Origin of the sequence: Pedobacter sp. FW305-3-2-15-E-R2A2, from assembly GCF_038446955.1 — a bacterium.
Lineage (GTDB): Bacteria > Bacteroidota > Bacteroidia > Sphingobacteriales > Sphingobacteriaceae > Pedobacter.
On record NZ_CP151803.1, the window covers coordinates 4,737,583 to 4,754,534 of the forward strand.

Consider the following 16,952-nt stretch of genomic DNA (forward strand, 5'->3'; position numbering starts at 1 on the left):
AATAGGTTTGCCTTTCGGAAACCATTTGTCCGGCCGGGATGAAGCAAGACATTGATCAAATATAAATAATGAATCAAAAAGTTTCATACGTAATTCTACCTGTTTTTAGGAAGCAGTAGAATAGCCTGCCTGGAAGCTGCGTTAAAAAGAAAGCGTTCATTTTTAGCAAAAAAACGCTTTCTTTCATTCTATAACCTTATTCTCTTTTACACTTTCCTAAAAAATTGTTCAACCTCCGTAGCGTCTTCTTTTGATTCGGGTAGTTCTACAGTGATTTCGATAGGGTTCTCTTTTCTGTTGCTGGCAGGTATAGGAACTCCGCCGCCCAGGCCGATCCCTGTTACGGCTAGTGCAACCAGTAGCACAAGGCACAACAGCCTCCATGCCTTTTTGAAGTATCTCATGTTTTAATGAATAAAATGAAGCTGATAAACTTTTTAATGCCGGGTCCGGCATCAGGGATAATTTTATCCCATTAAAGAAAAATCATCTTCATCCAGCCCTTGGGAAATCATCTTAGGCCGGTAGAAAGAAGTTACAGGAACAATCAAAAGGGTCTTTTGCTTCAGCTGATTAAGTTGGATCAGCGCCATTTTTTGATGGAAAAACAAGACATTTACCTGGCTTTTATCAAAACAAGGAAAATGTAGCTTTTTTAATACAACAGCATTATCATAATAATTAATTCCGGCGAGGGTAAGCGGCCTGAAGCGAGCCAGAACCTCGGTTGGAGTTTTTTGGGCCGGAATCGCAGAAAAACCCACATTCCCGCTGAGCATAAAAAAGCTCAACAGTAAAATTACCGTCAGCAAAAAGCCTGACGGTAGTTTCTTCCTATGGGTTAATGGTTCATTTTTCATTCCTATTTCAAAGTTAACACTTTTATGATCAGCTTCCTACAAATAACCCATCCATTCCCGGTGCATTTCAGTTGAGGTGATGCGAATCAACGGGGCCAAATATTCCGCTGATACGGCCTGATTTTTGATACCCTATAAAAAATTACGTATTTATAGATATGCCAGATACTACCGCTTTATTACAAGCATTCAGACAAAACAACTTCCAGGAAGCGAAACTGCTGCTAGAGAATGATAAAAACCTTACTTCTGACCTCAATGAATATTATCATACGCAGATTCTGGATCAGATTATCAGCCATAAAGCCTTTGACCTTGTCCCTGTGCTCATCTCCCAAAAACTTATCGGAACAGATGTTTATGAGTACGATTCCTTCAAGAAATCCATTTTTGCAAGCATCATTACCAACCTTAAAGAAGACGAAGAATCCATTCAGTTTCTAGACGACCTTCTCGGGCAAATGGAAAACCTAAAAGATGAGGTGGCCGACCAAACTTTACTGAGCTATGCTTTTGAAGAAGGGGCAGAACTATGGCTGATCAAAAAATTCGTTGAAGCCGGTCTTGACCTGAATTATAAGAACAACTACGAGACTACTTTCCTGCATGCAGTGATAAAAAACGGAAGAATCAAACCGGAGAAATCATTGGCCTATGTTCAATTTCTTATTGAAGAAGGCCTGGATGTAAATGCAAAAGATATTGTCGACAAAACACCGCTGATAGAAGCAATAGAATTTAATAAACCAGCATATCTGGACTTACTGCTGCAAAATGGCGCCGATCCCAATCACCAGGACAAATCAGGCGAGTCTGCATTCTTTTGGACCATAGTTCATAAGGCAGATCTGAAATTGTACCTTAAGCTCCGGGAATATGATAGCCCTGAATTTGACCAGCTAAATAAGGAAGGTGTAACCATGTTCTTCGAATTCATGAGAAGAATCTACAGATCTGATCGGGATACTGTCGCTTTTCTGGTCAGACTTTTAGAGGACGGGGCCAATCTTTTAGAACGTTCCACCTGGTATGGTCAGGGAAAAACACCACTGGAAGTCGCTGCAGAAAAACAATTCGAAATCCTGGAAGCCATCCTGAATATGGACCTGGTAGACATCAATACACAAGATGAAGATGGAAATACGCTCTTACATTATGTATGTGCGTTCAATGTCAATTATGATAAAGAAGCGGCAAAAGACACCTATAAAAAAGTGAAACTCCTTATTGAAAAGGGCGCTGACACCAACCTGACCAACCGAAAGGACGAAACTGCTATGTCTCTGGCTTCAAATGACAACCTAAAATCAAAAACAGTAGAAATACTGCTTGCCAACCAAAAATCCTAAAGAATGTCAATGTCATTTATAATTGCCTGCGAGGCAGGCAAAAGAAAGATTGCAGAAATACTGCTTAAAAACAATGAAGTCGATGTCGCCTATACCGATGAGAAGGGAAGAACAGTCTTACATTATGCGGCTTATCAGGGCTACCTGGACATTGTAAAATCATTGGTTGAAGCCGGAACTGATATCAATTACGAGGATCACAATGGAGAAACACCACTCTTCTTTGCCTGTGTACAAAAACAAAAACAGACCGCTATTTATTTAATAGATCAGGGCGCAAAAGTCAACATCAATGACCTGCAGGGCAATAGCCTCCTGCATCTGACGGCAAAAACCGCGCAGATTGAAGTACTCAATCAATTGATACAAAAAGGACTGGAAGTTGAAATCCAAAATAACGAAGCAGAAACACCTTTACTGCTCGCTTCAGGCCTTAGAAATAAGGAAATCGTGCAAAGACTGCTGGAACTGGGTGCGGATCCCAATACCACAGACAAAGCTGGAAACAGCCCGCTGATCTATGCAGTAAACTCAAAAAACAATGCAATAGTGGAGTTGTTGCTGGACCATTCCGCAGAAATCAACCATGTCAATCATGGAGGAGAAACGCCATTGTTATTCGCCTGCTATCAGGGCAATAACATGCTGATCAAACTCCTGGTACAACGCGGTGCCGATATAAAGGTTTCTACCAAAAACGGACTTTCTCCGATCTGGTATGCCTGCAGCAATAACCAGAAAGAAATTGTCAGCTTATTTTTGCAAAATGGACTGGATGTCAATTTTAGCAAGCCATTATCCGGTGCAGACGAATCCATGAACACTTACCTTGATTGGGTAGAAAGTGCCACGAACATCTCTTTAGACAGCAGTTTCACACTAGACAACAGCTACAGTTATGGTGGCGAAACCTTACTTCATGTGGCTGTAAAGAAAGGCCACCTTAGCCTCGTTAAGCTATTGATAGAAAATGGCGCTTCTATTAACATCGTTGATGAAAGTGGAAATACGGCATTACATTATGCTGCTGCCAATGGCAAAAAAGACATTGTTAAACTTCTGCTGGAAAATCATGCAGATCCTTCTATAGTAAACGTTAAAGAACAGAAAGCGATAGATTATTCCAATATAAAAGGATATAATGAAATTACGGAAGCACTTTTAAAGTATAGCCCTAAAGACATTGCTGCTGCTCCGATTCCGACAGCACAGGCAACAACAGCTACCGCCTCAGGTGGTACGGCTCCGGAAAACCAGATGGCCATCAAGAAACAGGCACTTCTGGACCTTAAGGACTTACTGGACGCCGGTATTCTGAGTCAGGAAGAGTTTGATACCGAAAAACAGAAGGTCCTTAAAGGATAAAAAAAAATAGGTATCGGATCATCCGATACCTATTTTTCATAAAATAATCGTTTTTAAACGCCTTCCATTCCGTACTGCTTCAGTACATCTGCAGGCACCCCTTCCCATTTATTGGGAACGTTACCAACATAACCGATATCCTTTACGCCTATTTCGCTGGTAAAGAACCCCGAAGCGGTAAGGTTTCTCATCAGGTTGAAGAAGGCTACCCCTTGCTCCATTCCTGGTTTTGCTTTCTTAGGATAAGCAATCTGATCGATCATTTCTATCTTCTGCGCATAGGAAGTGTCCTTGAAAGACTTTTCATAGCGGTTCAGGCATTGCAGGTCCAGCCATCTCAGTCCTCCCCTCATTGGGGTCTGATGTTCCGGCATGTCTTTCACAATAAACTCAATAAATTCCGGCACTTTCGCATCCGTCGCACTTCCGGATTTATCATCTTTAGGAATGATGATGTCCGCCAGAAGGGCAATACTGGCCATTTCATGTGCCGTAAAGAACTTTTCTGCTTTTAATTTTTTATCTCTTTCAATCTCCCATTCTTCTCTTCCTGCTTCCGGGGTGCTTCCTTCCGGAGTTTCCGCTACTTTTTTATCCTCGCCGGGCTTGCAGGCATCCAACAATACCGCAGTACTAATGGTGGTAATTCCGAGGACTTTCAGTGATTCACGTCTGTTCATAATTTCTTTGTTTTAAACAGCTTAAATATTTTGTTTTTTCTTTTGCTCCAGAATGTATTCGGCAGTCCTCATAGAGAGGGCAAGAATCGTCCATGTGGCATTTTTATCTCCTTGTTGTACGAAAGGCGCAGCATCCACAACGAACAGATTTTTACATTCATGTGCCTGACACCATTTATTCAAGGCTGATTTCTTAGGATCATCTCCCATTCTGATCGTCCCTACCTCATGGATAATTTTACCCGGTGCTTCCAAACCATAATTGGTATCTGCTCCCGGAATATCTGAAGTAATGATCGCGCCCATTGCATGCATCATGGATTGGAAAGTTTCCTGCATGTGTTTCGCCTGTTTGATTTCCTCGTCGGCCCATTTATAGTTAAACCTCAATACCGGAATTCCGTATTTATCCACCACTTTAGGATCTATCTCGCAATAATTGCTTTCTCTGGCGATGGCAGTTCCCCTGCCGGCCATTCCTACCGATGTACCATAAAAGCGTCTGTAATCATCTTTTAAAGAAGCACCATAACCACCTGCTTCTTTCATCTTGCCATCTCTTCCAGGCACCATTCCGTTTAGCTTGGCAGTACCACCACCAAATCCATAGGCCGGCATGCCCATTCCACCCCAGTATTCAATATGGTAACCGCGGGGGAAATCCAGTTTTTTATTGTCCAGCCACCATGGAGAATAGATATGGACACTGCCCACACCATCTTCATTATAGCGCTTACGATCCATTAATTGAGGCAGAAAGCCTCCTAAACTCGCTCCGGTTGAATCGTGTAAATATTTGCCTACGATACCACTGCCATTGGCCAATCCACCTGGGTGGGCTGCAGATTTCGAGTTCAGCAGAATCCTTGCAGATTCACAGGCACTGGCACCAAGGATGACGGTTTTAGCGTTCACCTGGTATTCCATTCCGTCTTTTTTATTGATATAAGATACGCCTGTAGCCAAACCATTTTTATCGGTCAGGACTTCTCTCACCATGGCATTGGTAATTACCGTCAGGTTTCCTGTTTTTACCGCCGGGATCACCAGGCAGGAAGAAGAAGAGAAATCTCCGTAAACTTTACAGCTGCGTCCGCATTGTCCGCAGTAAAAACAAGGAGCACGGTCTTTATTTCCCGGCAATGCTTCTGTCAAAACAGATCCCCTGCCCGGGATTACCTTCACTCCGGTCTTTAATCCGGCTTTCTTAATGAACAGTTCGTTGAGCCTTGGTTTTGGAGGAGGAAGGAAGATCCCATCCGGTTCATTTTCGATCCCTTCGACAGTACCATAAACTCCAATAAGACGGTCTACCTTATCATAAAAAGGTTTTAGCTCATCATACGTAATAGGCCAGTCGTCGGTTAGTCCATCCTTACATTTGAAATCCAAAGGACCCATTCTCAAAGAAATTCTTCCCCAGTGGTTGGTTCTTCCACCAAGCATTCTTGACCGGAACCAGGCAAATTCAGTTCCTGATTTCTGGGTATAAGGCTCCCCGTCTAATTCCCAACCTCCATAAGAGGCATCAAAATCTCCAAAGGGTCTGGTGGTTGATGCGCCACGTCTGGGAGATTCCCATGGCCATTTTAACTGTTGTGCGTCGATACGTGGGTCGAAATAAGCACCAGCTTCCAGCATCAGCACTTTTTGCCCGGCATTGGCCAATACATATCCGGCCATACCTCCGCCTGCTCCCGACCCTACGATAACGACATCATAGACGGCAGACGATTTCTTGATTTGAAATTCACTCATATATTTGGTTGAATGGTTGATGATCTAATATTAATAAAAATATTACTAAATATGCAAATAGCTAAATCAAGAATGATTCTTAATAAGCAGGATTGCATTTATGTAAACAAAAAAATACAGACGTCTGTCCTCATTCAGATCACGACTTTCTCGTTTTAGAAAGGGGTTTTATAGTTTTAGATTCGGATTTTTCTGTATCTGAGCCATGTTTTCGGGTCTTTGTGATCGCGCTCCGCTTTGATTTTTCCTGCTGGAGATCTTCCGCAGCATCGATAGAATGAGATTTATGAATGTCTTCATCTGCTTCAGAAATGTCTGAGATCTTTTGATAATATTTATGAAGAACATCCAACTCGGCCTCGGTCAGGTCCTCAATGTCAACCATCCGGTTACTGGCGTGTCTGCTTGCAGCAATCAGTTCATTTAGCTTAAGTTGAATCGCTTTGGAATCTTTATTCTGACTTTTCTGAATCAGGAAGACCATCAAAAACGTAATGATCGTAGTTCCGGTATTGATCACCAGTTGCCAGGTATCAGAATAATTAAAAATTGGTCCGGAAAGTACCCAGGCCATCACTATAAAAAAAGCAACTCCAAAGGCGACAGGGCTTCCGGTCCAATTGGTAATCCTGGTAGAAATCTTTTCAAAAAAATTCTCAGTATTCTTTTTCATCAGTATATATTTTTCGACTATGATGTTTAGTTTATTTGTTACTTAACCACATTATTTGCCAGTTTCCATATGTGCAGCATCAACAGGTTTAGATTCTGGAGATCCTTTTTGACGCAGGTATATGGTAAAGAAAACGATAGACGCCACAGAAAGAAACTCACTTTGCCAGTTTTGAAAAGTTTCAAACCAGAACTCTGGCATTGTCAAAAATTCTAAAACACTGTCCTCCGACTGATGCCGTAATACCTGCGCGACGTTATGATCCTGCCAGCTTCCATACAAATGAAGCCCCCAACTGATCAAAAACAACAGACAAAAGCAAATCGCTAACGAGTTGCTGTACAGTTTCAGTATCCATCCTCCCTTTCGAACAGCCCAGGGAGCATTCTTGTGTACTCTTGGCTCCTTGTCCACCTCCTCCTTCTCGTCCAGCGATTTTGACTCCGCAGATCCGATTTGCCGCAAACCAATAGTTAAGATTACGTATAAAGACATTTGAAGGAATTCACTCTCGAAATTTTCAAAAGTGGCGGAGATGAAATGACCACTTTTCAGATAAGTTGTCAGGGGTAAAAGGTCGCCATGGTTTTCGGCCAGATCTCTATTGTGTGCTTTCCAACCAGTTAAAGCCTGTGCAAAGAGGGTAACCAGAAACAATGACAAAAACACAATAGTTAAGCCATTACGATAGAAAAAAGAATACTTTTTTTGTCCGTTCTTCATTTGCCTTTAGTTTCCCTAATAACACCTGCCCTATTTAAAAGTTTGAACTCAGGAGCCAAATTCCTCATTCCTCAGGCCATTACGTTGCGGAGGCAACTTCCTGCTCCTATTCAATTGAAAAAAGAACAGCAGAGGAAACAATTTTAAAACATTTCAGTTTCTGATTTGTACTATAGCACAGTTAAACAACAAACCTAAGGCCATGAAAACGAAACACTTAATCACCTCTTTATCATTGGTTGCACTTGCTTTTAGTGCTTGCAGGAACACAGACAAGGTCAATTCGGGAGTCACAGATTCCAGCATTGAGCAAACCATGACGGATACCACGGCAATCAACAGGGGGGCCGATGCGGATGACTTTATGAAAACGGCTGCCCTGGCAGGGATCATGGAAGTCGAACTTGGAAAAATTGCACAACAGAATGCCAGCAGTAGCAGGATCAAAAAGTTTGGAGAAAAGATGGTAAAAGACCATACCAAGATTGCTGCAGATTTAAAAGTACTTGCTGATAGTAAAAAAGTGAGTCTGCCAACCTCACTCCCTACTGCCGACAACAACCATGTGGAAGAAATGAAAAAAATGACCGGAGCTCCGTTCGACAAGCATTACATGGAAATGATGGTAAAAGATCACGTAAAAGCATTGGACCTGTTTAAATCTGCTGCCGTATCCGGAGATGTGAAAATAAGAAACTTCGCGTCAAAAACCTTGCGTACACTGGAACGTCATTTTAAAGAGGCAGGCGATATCAATGCCGGGGTTAGTTATTAGCTGAACTGAGATCTTCCAGGGGAATCAGCTGATGATTTTTCATATAACTATATAAGACCCGATCGAGCCCATATACGTCTTTCCTCAGCTGTAAATTACCTTTCGCATCAGCCCAGGCAGTGAGGTAATGGAGGTAAACTGGTATTTTTGCCGGTAAAGAGATGTTTTTTGCTCTTGGATAGGCGTTTTGCATCGCCCTTTTTATCTGATCATAGGTTTTTCCTTTTCCAAATAGTGCCAATGCGAGTTCCAATGGCTTTTCTACTCGAACGCAGCCATGACTGATCGCCCTGTTTGTTTTTTTAAAAGCAGACTTAACAGGAGTATCATGCAAATAAACGCTGCTGTTGTTATTAAAAAGGAATTTGATCTTTCCCAATGAATTCTGCTCGCCAGGTCGTTGTTTAAAAGAATAATGGTCTACCTGCTCCCAATCTATTGCATCCGCAGAAATGAGTTTACCATCTTTATAAACGTCCATATCATTGTCACTCAGATAATCCGGATCTGATGCGACATATTTAGAGATTTCCCCTCTGGCGATACTCGCGGGAATATTCCATATAGGATTTACCTGAACACTATGGATGATGCTACTCAACTGAGGTGTTTCCCTCGCAATGGGCTGATCTTTGACCAAACCGGTATCCGGATCATTGCTGAGCAGGTTTTTATAGTCTTTATTTCGCCCCTCTCCCACGCAAACTTTCATTTGTAGGATTGATTTACCCTGATCGATCACATCAAGCGTAAAATCGGGAATATTAACCGACACATATTTTTTGGCTATCGGCTTATTTTTCCACCTTAAACGTTCCAGATTTATTTTGATCACAAGATCAGCTTCTACTTTACTCATCACTTTATTGCCGGCACCCATTTGCAGGGCTTTCTGTAAAGCAAGGTATTGCGGCGATTTGGGCTGAATGCTGTCCAGGTAAGTTTTGAGATTAGTGATGGCAAATATTTTAATAGCCATACTGCTGTCGGGGGCTGCTGTAGCAATGAAATAATTGGCATAGAGGCTATCCGGTTTTACCATGCCATATTGCATTGCCCGGCTATATTTTATTAGAGAAGCTGCCAGAAGCACTTCCATTCTTGCTTTGTCCAGGTAAGCGTCCCTGACATTTTCAGGCTTCATATCTTCCATTTTCTGCCATAAATTTCGAATTTCGGCAGTATAGAATATTTCGGGATTCAGGCCATGGCGCACTACACTGTCCAGACAGGTCACCAGGATCCCCAATTGCTTTCCGGGAAAGTAGCGGTCCTGAAGAATAAGTTCGTAATCATGATCCTTATAATAACCGTCCAGCCAATCTGCCATTGCCAGATCCTCCTTCCTCAGTTTCAATGCACGTTGGAATGCCCTACTGATTAAACTTTCTTTAAGCTTGACGATTTTTAAACTTTTTGTCTGTCCTTCCCCGGGAACTGAGCCCATAGTATGTCCAGGCACCTCTGAAGGAACAACTGGTCTTTTTACGGTGCAGGCAGAGAAAAAGAGGAATGCTGACCACAACAGAATGTTAACCAATCTCGGAATCCAACAACAACCAACAGGCTTTAACATAAATAGATAACGATGTAAACATTATAACACCAGACCATTTCTATTGTTTCAGAGGATTTCGATAAAACAAAAATAAAAACCTGATAAAAAAGCAGTTGCAAACTGTAAATACTTAAAACAGCGGGAAGTTTTGATTGTTTATAGCGTATACCCTGATTTGTAAAACGAATAGGTATTGTTTTAAAAACCAGCAATCATGAAAACCATATTAGTGGCGACGGATTTTTCAGAAACTGCAAGTCATGCCGCCTATTACGCAGTTTCAATGGCGATGCAAATTGGATTTCCAAGAATTATGCTTTACCACTCCTACGACATTCCCTATGCCAGCTCCGATATTCCACTTCCCGAACCCGACAACATCCAGCAACTGCATGAGAAAAGTGTGGCCTTTCTGGAATACCTGAAAAATGACCTGACGACCGTTGCCGGCCAGCAAATTACCATAGACATCCATACCAATGAAAGCCCTCTGCTGCTCGCCATTGAGACTTTTGTACAAGAAGAAGACATTCAACTGGTAGTCATGGGGACTACCGGTAAACGCAAAATCGAAAAAATACTGCTTGGCAGTAATTGTCAGTCTCTGGCAAAAGAATGTACAGTACCTTTATTGTTAGTTCCTTATGAGGCTCCTGTACAGCGCATCAAACGTATTGTTCTGGCCACAGACTTAAAAGAAGTCGCGGAAATCAGTCCGGTAATGACCATTAAAAATTTGATTCATGCTTTGCAGGCTAAACTATTCATCCTCAATGTAGACTACAATGAAAGTGAGCACTATAGCCCGGATATCATTGCGCAGCAAAAGGCCTTACATAAATTATGGGACGACGAAAACCCTGAATATCACTTTACCAATAACAAAGATTGCGCGGCAGGTATTGCAGCTTTTGCCGAAGAAAAAGACATTCAGCTCGTCATCGCCATTCCAAGAAAACATAGTTTCTTTCAGAGCCTATTTCATAGAAGTTTGACTGAAAAGCTTGCCTATCACAGTCATATCCCCTTACTCTTCGTCAAAAAAACGCAGTTCCTGGATTAGCCTCTAGCGGATCCCTGAATAGCGTTCCGGGTAATCCGGATGGGTATAAATGATTTGCCAAAGATGGTTTTTATGTGCCCTGAAAGAAGCTGCACTGATGCATAAGTAGTATTCCCACATCCGATAAAATTGCTCATCATAATGGTGTTTGATCTTATTCCAGGAAGCCTTAAATCTTTTCAACCATTCCATCAGGGTCAGGTCATAGTCCAGGCCGAAATTATGCCAGTCCTGCAAAGCGAAATAAGGTTCTGCGGCTTTACTGATTTGTGTAGGGGAAGGCATCATTCCATTTGGAAAAATATACCGGTCAATCCAGGGGTCCGTATGGACACCACTCTCATTATTGCCAATACAATGAAGTAAAAACAAGCCTTCCTTTCTCAGGCATTGTTTTACCACCTTCATAAAAGCATCATAATTTTTATAGCCTACATGTTCGAACATCCCAATGGACACAATACGGTCGTAACTTCCTTTCAGCAGTCGGTAGTCTTCCAGTAAAATACGAACGGGAAGGCCTTTACAACGTTCTTTAGCTAACATGGCCTGCTCAGAAGAAATCGTGACGCCGGTCACCTTCACCTGGTATCTTTCGGCAGCAAACTGCGCAAATCCTCCCCATCCACATCCAATATCCAGAATTTCCATTCCTGGAGATAGCTTTAACTTCCTGCAGATCAGGTCAAGCTTATGTTCCTGAGCTTGCTCCAGTGTCGTTGCTTTGCTCCAATAAGCGCAGGAATAGATCATATATTTGTCCAGCATGTTTTCGAACAACTCATTTCCAATGTTATAATGCCTCTTTGCCACCTCTACCGCTCTGGTAATCGATTGCAGGTTGAAAATCTTTGCTTTGAAGCTTTGCCACAGCAAATGATATTTGATGCGTTTCTCCAGGTTAACGGTCAATAACCGATACAAAAAGGTGTCCAGCGCTTTACAGTCCCACCATGCATTCATGTACGATTCTCCAAGGCCTAAAGACCCATAACGCAGCACATGATGGTAAAAACGATCATCGTAAACATGGATATCAAAATCATCTGTACCGTTCAGGTGTATTCCTGCGGGCGATATTAACGTTTCAATAGTAGATTGGTACCTGTTCATATCCGATGGGAATTCTATGTTGGTTTAAACAATTAAGTTAACCATCTGGTTTATCTTTTTTATGAACAATGAGAACTAAACGCATTTTGAATTGTTTTGAAAAAAACGTAGCTTAAATCATGAAAAAGTCAATGTCTGTTGGCACAATAGGAATATTTTTTCTATTGGCCATTTTACTCAGTTCCTGTAGCCCAAGAACGAGTATTGTTTCTTCCTGGACCAAGCCCGATGTAACTTCTGTACAATATCAGAAAGTGCTCGTTATTGGATTAATGGGATCGAAGGACAGGCCTCTGCAGGAAGAAGTCGAGAATTCAATGATGAAGGCCCTGAATGCACATGGAATAAACGCGGGTTCTGCTTACGCAGAATATGGACCTAAAGCATTTCAAGGATTAAGCGAACAGGAAGCCCTGAAAAAAATAAGCGACAAAGGATACGATGGTACTTTTACCATTGCCCTGCTGGACAGGAGAAAAGAAAAAAAATACACCCCTCCTTCTTTTGGCTTTGCACCATACCCATATTACGGATTCTGGGGATATTACAGACACGTTTATGGAAGAATTTACGAGCCTGGCTATTATACAGTCAGCACCAATTTCATACTGGAAGCCAATTTTTACAAATTAGGGGCAGATCAGCTCATTTATTCTGCACAAACTAAAACATCTGCTCCGGATAGCCCCCAGATTTTGGCAACAGATTTCACCAACATCCTGATTCAGGACATGTTTAGTAAAGGGCTTCTAAAAAAATAGCAGATTTTAGCCTCAGGTTGGAGTATAAAGATCATGCGATGTCCCAGAACTCGTCCCTGTTCATTTTCGTTTCCGATGGTAGCGCTGTATTTAAACGCCCTACATGTATGCTATTATAAACGGCTTTAATCACAATCATATCTTTACCTTCGATTCTTTTTGCTCCGATCAGTCGAGAACAGGTCTCTTTTAAATCTGAAAAATAGATCACCGGCATGGCGCGGTCAGTATGATACGCGCCCGCCGGATTGATTAACAACAAATTACGGAATGCCCTTCAGATCATGTTGATATGCGTTTACCTCATGTTAGCCGTCAATTGGCCTCAAAAACATTGTTAAAAGGTCTGGAAGACCAATCAGGGACCTATCAACCACCTGTTGAAGATTAAGAAACGTTCTATTGCACCAAAACGGAAATGCAGAACATTTCAACTGCATGTCTACATCATTTTCGGGAAAAATTTTTATTTTAAATCTTCGGCTTTAGCAGCTGGATAAATAAAGCGTCTTCCGATCTCAGTTAAATCGGCCTTTGTCTGTATTTCATCATTTAGACATTCTTCCAGCAAAGTCGTTATTTTCTGATGCTTCGTTTCTATGGCTAAAGTGACGAGATTACCATAAGTAGCAATCTTATAGTGTTGAATGACCTGAACGAGGTTTAAAACGGCGACATCCCTCAAGGCGGTACCTGTCTCTGTACGCCGCATCATTTCTGATGCTTTATCACTTAAACAGCCAATCAATGCACAATTTCCAGCTCCTGCCTGATGCGCCAATCTGGTTAAAATGGCATCCAGGTGCCCAAGGTGTTTTTCTGTAATTACAGCATGTGAAGTAAGGAGACTTTTAAGCTCCTCGTTCACTGCGGCTATACCAAGTGCTGCGGAACACTTTGTAAATTTTCTTTCTGCGTCATATATCTCTTCTAAGCCATCGATGAAGAAATCCTGCAGTCCCATTATTTTAGGTTCATCTATCATAGTCAGATTTCTATTCAATTCAAAAAAAATTCAGATTAAATTTCGTGAAATAATTCATAAAAAACAACAAAAAAGATTGATTTAAAACAAGTTACATGAAGTAAAATCAAAAAAATGGGGGCGTAAAAAAACCATTTTCTTTCCCATTTGTTTTTTAGCTTTAGGAATCAAATTCAAAAAACCATGGCAAAGTATTCAAAAAAAGCCGGAGAAAAAGTTGAAAAAGCCATGCATGAAATGAAAGAAGGCAAACTTAAATCCGGTAGCGGAAAAAAGGTAACCTCTAAAGAACAAGCGGTAGCCATTGGCCTTTCTGAAGCCAGAAAAGATGGAGCAAAAGTCCCGAAAAAAAAATCCTGATACAGAAACGCCTATCATGAAGCGATGGTGACGCTTCAATCCTATTGAATCTGGTTCAGGAGACTGCCTGTGAGTATCTTTGGAATACATAACAAAATAGTCAGGACCACTCATTTTGTTAAAGTTTTAATTCATTTTCTCAAACAAAAATAAATACCACGTTGTTATATAGGCAATTGATCATTAAAGGTTTACATAAATTATACAACAATGAAAGAATGGATTTCAACGAACGAGAGATTACCCGAAGACCATGAGTATAAGTTGATTACTGTAATAAACCCGGAGTTAGAATATGGATATCAGATCGCCAGATTCAACACTTATCTACAAGAATGGGAATTGCAGGAAGAAGAAAATCTAAGTCCTTGTCTGAAGGTGAGCGGATGGATGGATTTACCCGAAATGTATTCAGTTTAACGTTTCCGCAAGAAACGGGTTCTGCGGAAAGATGCCCCACTCTATTTTTGTCATACCTTATATACAATACTAAAGGCCATGAACAAAATCATAGAAAGACTGAAAGACACCAATTGGGATAAAGCCACAAATGAACTGCATGATCAAGGTCATACGACCTTGAAAAACATGTTGACTAAAGAAGAATGTGACCAACTGATTCAGGCATATCAGGCGGACCATACTTATAGAAAGACCATCACGATGGAACGTTACCGTTTCGGACTTGGTGAATATAAATATTTCCAGTATCCGCTCCCCGACCTGATCACAGAAATCCGGGAAAGCATTTATCCATTTCTTGCCCCAATTGCCAATCAGTGGATGCAAGTGCTTCACCTCGACAAATCCTTCCCCATAAGTCATGAGGAGCTAAAAAAAACCTGCCATGAAAATGGGCAAACGAAACCTACCGTTCTGATTCTTAAATATGGCCCCGGAGGTTTTAACACCCTTCATCAGGATTTATATGGAGAAATTTATTTCCCTATGCAGCTGGTTCTCTTTTTAAATGAACCCGGGAAAGATTATACGGGAGGTGAGTTTGTGCTGACCGAACAAATTCCAAGAGCGCAGTCCAAGGCAAATGTGCTTCGCCCAAAAAGAGGTGACATGCTCATCTTCAGCACCAATTTCCGGCCTGCAAAAGGAAGTAAAGGTTATTACAGGGTAAACATGAAACACGGCGTAAGTCCTTTACACAGCGGACAAAGGCATACTTTAGGCATCATTTTTCATGACGCACTGACTTAGGTCCTTCGCATTTTTTCTTATATTCAAGGCTGATTTATCCGATGCCTATGTTTACTGAAACCCTTTTTCTTGTGCTGGTCCTTCTTTTTGCAGTGTTTATGCTCACTATGCTGGCACAGAAGTTAAAAATATCTTATCCTATATTTCTGGTGATCGCCGGATTGGGCATCAGCTTTATTCCGGGGATCCCAAAGGTGGAGATTGAACCGGAAATGATATTTCTGATTTTCCTTCCACCTCTACTCTATGAATCTGCCTGGTATACTTCCTGGAATGACTTTTGGAAATGGAAAAGGCCTATTGGAATGCTGGCTTTTGGCCTTGTATTCTTTACTTCGATCCTCGTCGCCTATATCTCCAGCTCGATGATTCCAGGTTTTACCCTGGCCATGGGCTTTTTATTGGGAGGAATCATTTCTCCACCCGATGCAGTCGCTGCAAATTCGGTATTGAAAAATATTAAAATCCCAAAACGGCTGACCACTGTGCTGGAAGGAGAAAGCCTGATTAATGACGCTTCCAGTTTAATTGTCTTCCGCTTTGCGCTTGCAGCAATACTTTCCGGACAGTTTTCCATGCAGCAGGCAGTCGGACAGTTTTTCCTTGCTGCTGGAATGGGGATCGTTATCGGACTGGCGATTGCCCATCTTGTCTATGTGGTGCATCGCTTTCTACCTACTACCCCTAGTATTGATGCCGCATTGACAATTATGACTCCATATTTTATGTACATCGGAGCAGAACACTTCCATTTTTCGGGAGTAATGGCGGTAGTTAGCGGAGGATTATTCCTCTCCTACAGGTCTCATGAAATTTTTGCCCATAGCAATTCCAGGATACAGGCAGTCGGGGTCTGGGCAACGCTCGCATTTGTTTTAAATGGTCTGGTCTTTATTCTGATTGGCTTAGAACTACCTGTGATTATGGAAAGTCTGGGTGATTACTCCATCGGTCAGGCCATCAATTATGGATTGATCATTAGCGTCGTCATCATTGTAATCCGCTTATTATATGTGATGCTCATCGCTTATGTTCCGGCATGGCTGGGCAACCGGAAAAGAGCTGACCCGGTAAATCCGCTCTGGAAAGGACCGGTTATTGTAGGCTGGGCCGGTATGAGGGGCGTAGTATCCCTCGCTTCTGCCCTTTCTATCCCTTTGTTAATGAACAATGGAGCAGCTTTCCCTCATCGGAGTCTCATCCTCTTTATCACCTTCGTGGTGATCCTGGTAACTCTGGTATTTCAGGGGCTGACTTTACCTTTAGTGATCAAGTGGACCAGGATTAAAGAGATTGATGATTTTCCACCGGAAGGAGAACAGGAAGCGGGAATTCGCCTGCGACTGATACAGGTTTCACTCAAAAGGCTGGAAGAAAAGTTTGCAAAGGAAGTCAGGGAGAATGAGCTTGTCGGTTTCCTGAAGGAACAAATGGAAAGCGACCGCTCTATTGAGAACCAGCGACTGGAATCTTTGGAATGCGATTCCATAAGAAAGGAAGAACTGGAATTCTACAATTCCATTTTAATGGACTTATATATGGTACAACGCAAAGAGTTACACCTATTACGTAAAGAAAACCGTTACAGCGACGAAGAAATCAGGAAACAGGAAAGCCAACTGGATCTTGATGAGGCTAAAATCAATTAGCTTTTTCCCTTCCTCAACATATGTACATGTTTGGCAGTTAAAGGAGGCGGTACTTTGTTTCATAAAAC

At 41.8% G+C, this 16,952-nt stretch carries 18 protein-coding genes; 9 read left to right on the forward strand and 9 right to left on the reverse strand.

Annotated features, from left to right (window positions below):
- Nucleotides 1-206: 206 nt before the first annotated feature.
- Both AAFF35_RS19115 and AAFF35_RS19120 read right to left on the reverse strand, forming a co-directional pair.
- On the reverse strand, nt 207-404 hold the full coding sequence (locus AAFF35_RS19115; protein ID WP_342328132.1) for a hypothetical protein: 198 nt from the start codon (nt 402-404) through the stop codon (nt 207-209).
- Between the two features lie 63 nt (nt 405-467).
- Nucleotides 468-860 carry a hypothetical protein gene (locus AAFF35_RS19120; RefSeq protein ID WP_342328133.1) on the reverse strand — a complete coding sequence of 131 codons (393 nt, stop codon included), beginning with the start codon at nt 858-860 and terminating at the stop codon, nt 468-470.
- 158 nt (nt 861-1,018) lie between these two features.
- Between AAFF35_RS19120 and AAFF35_RS19125 the strand changes: the two genes are divergently transcribed.
- Both AAFF35_RS19125 and AAFF35_RS19130 read left to right on the forward strand, forming a co-directional pair.
- On the forward strand, nt 1,019-2,209 hold the full coding sequence (locus AAFF35_RS19125; RefSeq protein ID WP_342328134.1) for an ankyrin repeat domain-containing protein: 1,191 nt from the start codon (nt 1,019-1,021) through the stop codon (nt 2,207-2,209).
- A gap of 9 nt (nt 2,210-2,218) precedes the next feature.
- The gene (locus AAFF35_RS19130; RefSeq protein ID WP_342328135.1) at nt 2,219-3,574 is read left to right on the forward strand and encodes an ankyrin repeat domain-containing protein; all 1,356 of its coding nucleotides are present in this window, start codon (nt 2,219-2,221) and stop codon (nt 3,572-3,574) included.
- A gap of 53 nt (nt 3,575-3,627) precedes the next feature.
- Here the strand turns inward: AAFF35_RS19130 and AAFF35_RS19135 are convergent, their stop codons facing one another.
- The 4 genes from AAFF35_RS19135 to AAFF35_RS19150 form a co-directional block, all read right to left on the reverse strand.
- Nucleotides 3,628-4,254 carry a gluconate 2-dehydrogenase subunit 3 family protein gene (locus AAFF35_RS19135; RefSeq protein ID WP_342328136.1) on the reverse strand — a complete coding sequence of 209 codons (627 nt, stop codon included), beginning with the start codon at nt 4,252-4,254 and terminating at the stop codon, nt 3,628-3,630.
- Nucleotides 4,255-4,275: 21 nt separating this feature from the next.
- A complete protein-coding gene (locus tag AAFF35_RS19140) occupies nt 4,276-6,012 on the reverse strand; it encodes a GMC family oxidoreductase (protein ID WP_342328137.1) in 1,737 nt (578 codons plus the stop codon).
- Between the two features lie 139 nt (nt 6,013-6,151).
- The gene (locus AAFF35_RS19145; RefSeq protein ID WP_342328138.1) at nt 6,152-6,685 is read right to left on the reverse strand and encodes a low affinity iron permease family protein; all 534 of its coding nucleotides are present in this window, start codon (nt 6,683-6,685) and stop codon (nt 6,152-6,154) included.
- Nucleotides 6,686-6,736: 51 nt separating this feature from the next.
- Entirely contained in the window at nt 6,737-7,408 is a 672-nt protein-coding gene (locus AAFF35_RS19150) for a DUF6766 family protein (RefSeq protein ID WP_342328139.1), read from the reverse strand.
- 202 nt (nt 7,409-7,610) lie between these two features.
- On the opposite strand from AAFF35_RS19150, the gene AAFF35_RS19155 reads away from it, so the two are divergent.
- On the forward strand, nt 7,611-8,183 hold the full coding sequence (locus tag AAFF35_RS19155; RefSeq protein ID WP_342328140.1) for a DUF4142 domain-containing protein: 573 nt from the start codon (nt 7,611-7,613) through the stop codon (nt 8,181-8,183).
- Here the strand turns inward: AAFF35_RS19155 and AAFF35_RS19160 are convergent.
- A complete protein-coding gene (locus AAFF35_RS19160) occupies nt 8,173-9,708 on the reverse strand; it encodes a L,D-transpeptidase family protein (protein WP_342328141.1) in 1,536 nt (511 codons plus the stop codon). The genes AAFF35_RS19155 and AAFF35_RS19160 overlap by 11 nt on opposite strands.
- A 247-nt stretch (nt 9,709-9,955) precedes the next feature.
- Here AAFF35_RS19160 and AAFF35_RS19165 point away from each other — a divergent pair, with 247 nt between their 5' ends.
- Nucleotides 9,956-10,804, forward strand: coding sequence for a universal stress protein (locus AAFF35_RS19165; RefSeq protein ID WP_342328142.1), 849 nt, complete (start codon nt 9,956-9,958; stop codon nt 10,802-10,804).
- A 3-nt stretch (nt 10,805-10,807) separates the two neighbouring features.
- Here AAFF35_RS19165 and cfa read toward each other — a convergent pair whose 3' ends face one another.
- Nucleotides 10,808-11,917, reverse strand: a complete 1,110-nt coding sequence (gene cfa, locus AAFF35_RS19170) for a cyclopropane fatty acyl phospholipid synthase (RefSeq protein WP_342328143.1) — start codon at nt 11,915-11,917, stop codon at nt 10,808-10,810.
- Between the two features lie 119 nt (nt 11,918-12,036).
- On the opposite strand from cfa, the gene AAFF35_RS19175 reads away from it, so the two are divergent.
- Complete coding sequence (locus AAFF35_RS19175) at nt 12,037-12,678, forward strand: hypothetical protein (protein ID WP_342328144.1); 642 nt, start codon at nt 12,037-12,039, stop codon at nt 12,676-12,678.
- A gap of 466 nt (nt 12,679-13,144) precedes the next feature.
- On the opposite strand, the gene AAFF35_RS19180 is transcribed toward AAFF35_RS19175, so the two are convergent.
- The gene (locus AAFF35_RS19180; RefSeq protein ID WP_342328145.1) at nt 13,145-13,663 is read right to left on the reverse strand and encodes a DUF892 family protein; all 519 of its coding nucleotides are present in this window, start codon (nt 13,661-13,663) and stop codon (nt 13,145-13,147) included.
- A gap of 183 nt (nt 13,664-13,846) precedes the next feature.
- Here AAFF35_RS19180 and AAFF35_RS19185 point away from each other — a divergent pair, with 183 nt between their 5' ends.
- From AAFF35_RS19185 to AAFF35_RS19200, 4 genes are all read left to right on the forward strand, one after another.
- On the forward strand, nt 13,847-14,023 hold the full coding sequence (locus AAFF35_RS19185) for a DUF6496 domain-containing protein (RefSeq protein ID WP_342328146.1): 177 nt from the start codon (nt 13,847-13,849) through the stop codon (nt 14,021-14,023).
- A gap of 210 nt (nt 14,024-14,233) precedes the next feature.
- Nucleotides 14,234-14,443, forward strand: a complete 210-nt coding sequence (locus tag AAFF35_RS19190; RefSeq protein ID WP_342328147.1) for a DUF551 domain-containing protein — start codon at nt 14,234-14,236, stop codon at nt 14,441-14,443.
- A 78-nt stretch (nt 14,444-14,521) separates the two neighbouring features.
- Complete coding sequence (locus AAFF35_RS19195; RefSeq protein WP_342328148.1) at nt 14,522-15,235, forward strand: 2OG-Fe(II) oxygenase; 714 nt, start codon at nt 14,522-14,524, stop codon at nt 15,233-15,235.
- Between the two features lie 47 nt (nt 15,236-15,282).
- A complete protein-coding gene (locus AAFF35_RS19200; protein ID WP_342328149.1) occupies nt 15,283-16,884 on the forward strand; it encodes a Na+/H+ antiporter in 1,602 nt (533 codons plus the stop codon).
- Nucleotides 16,885-16,952 lie beyond the last annotated feature (68 nt).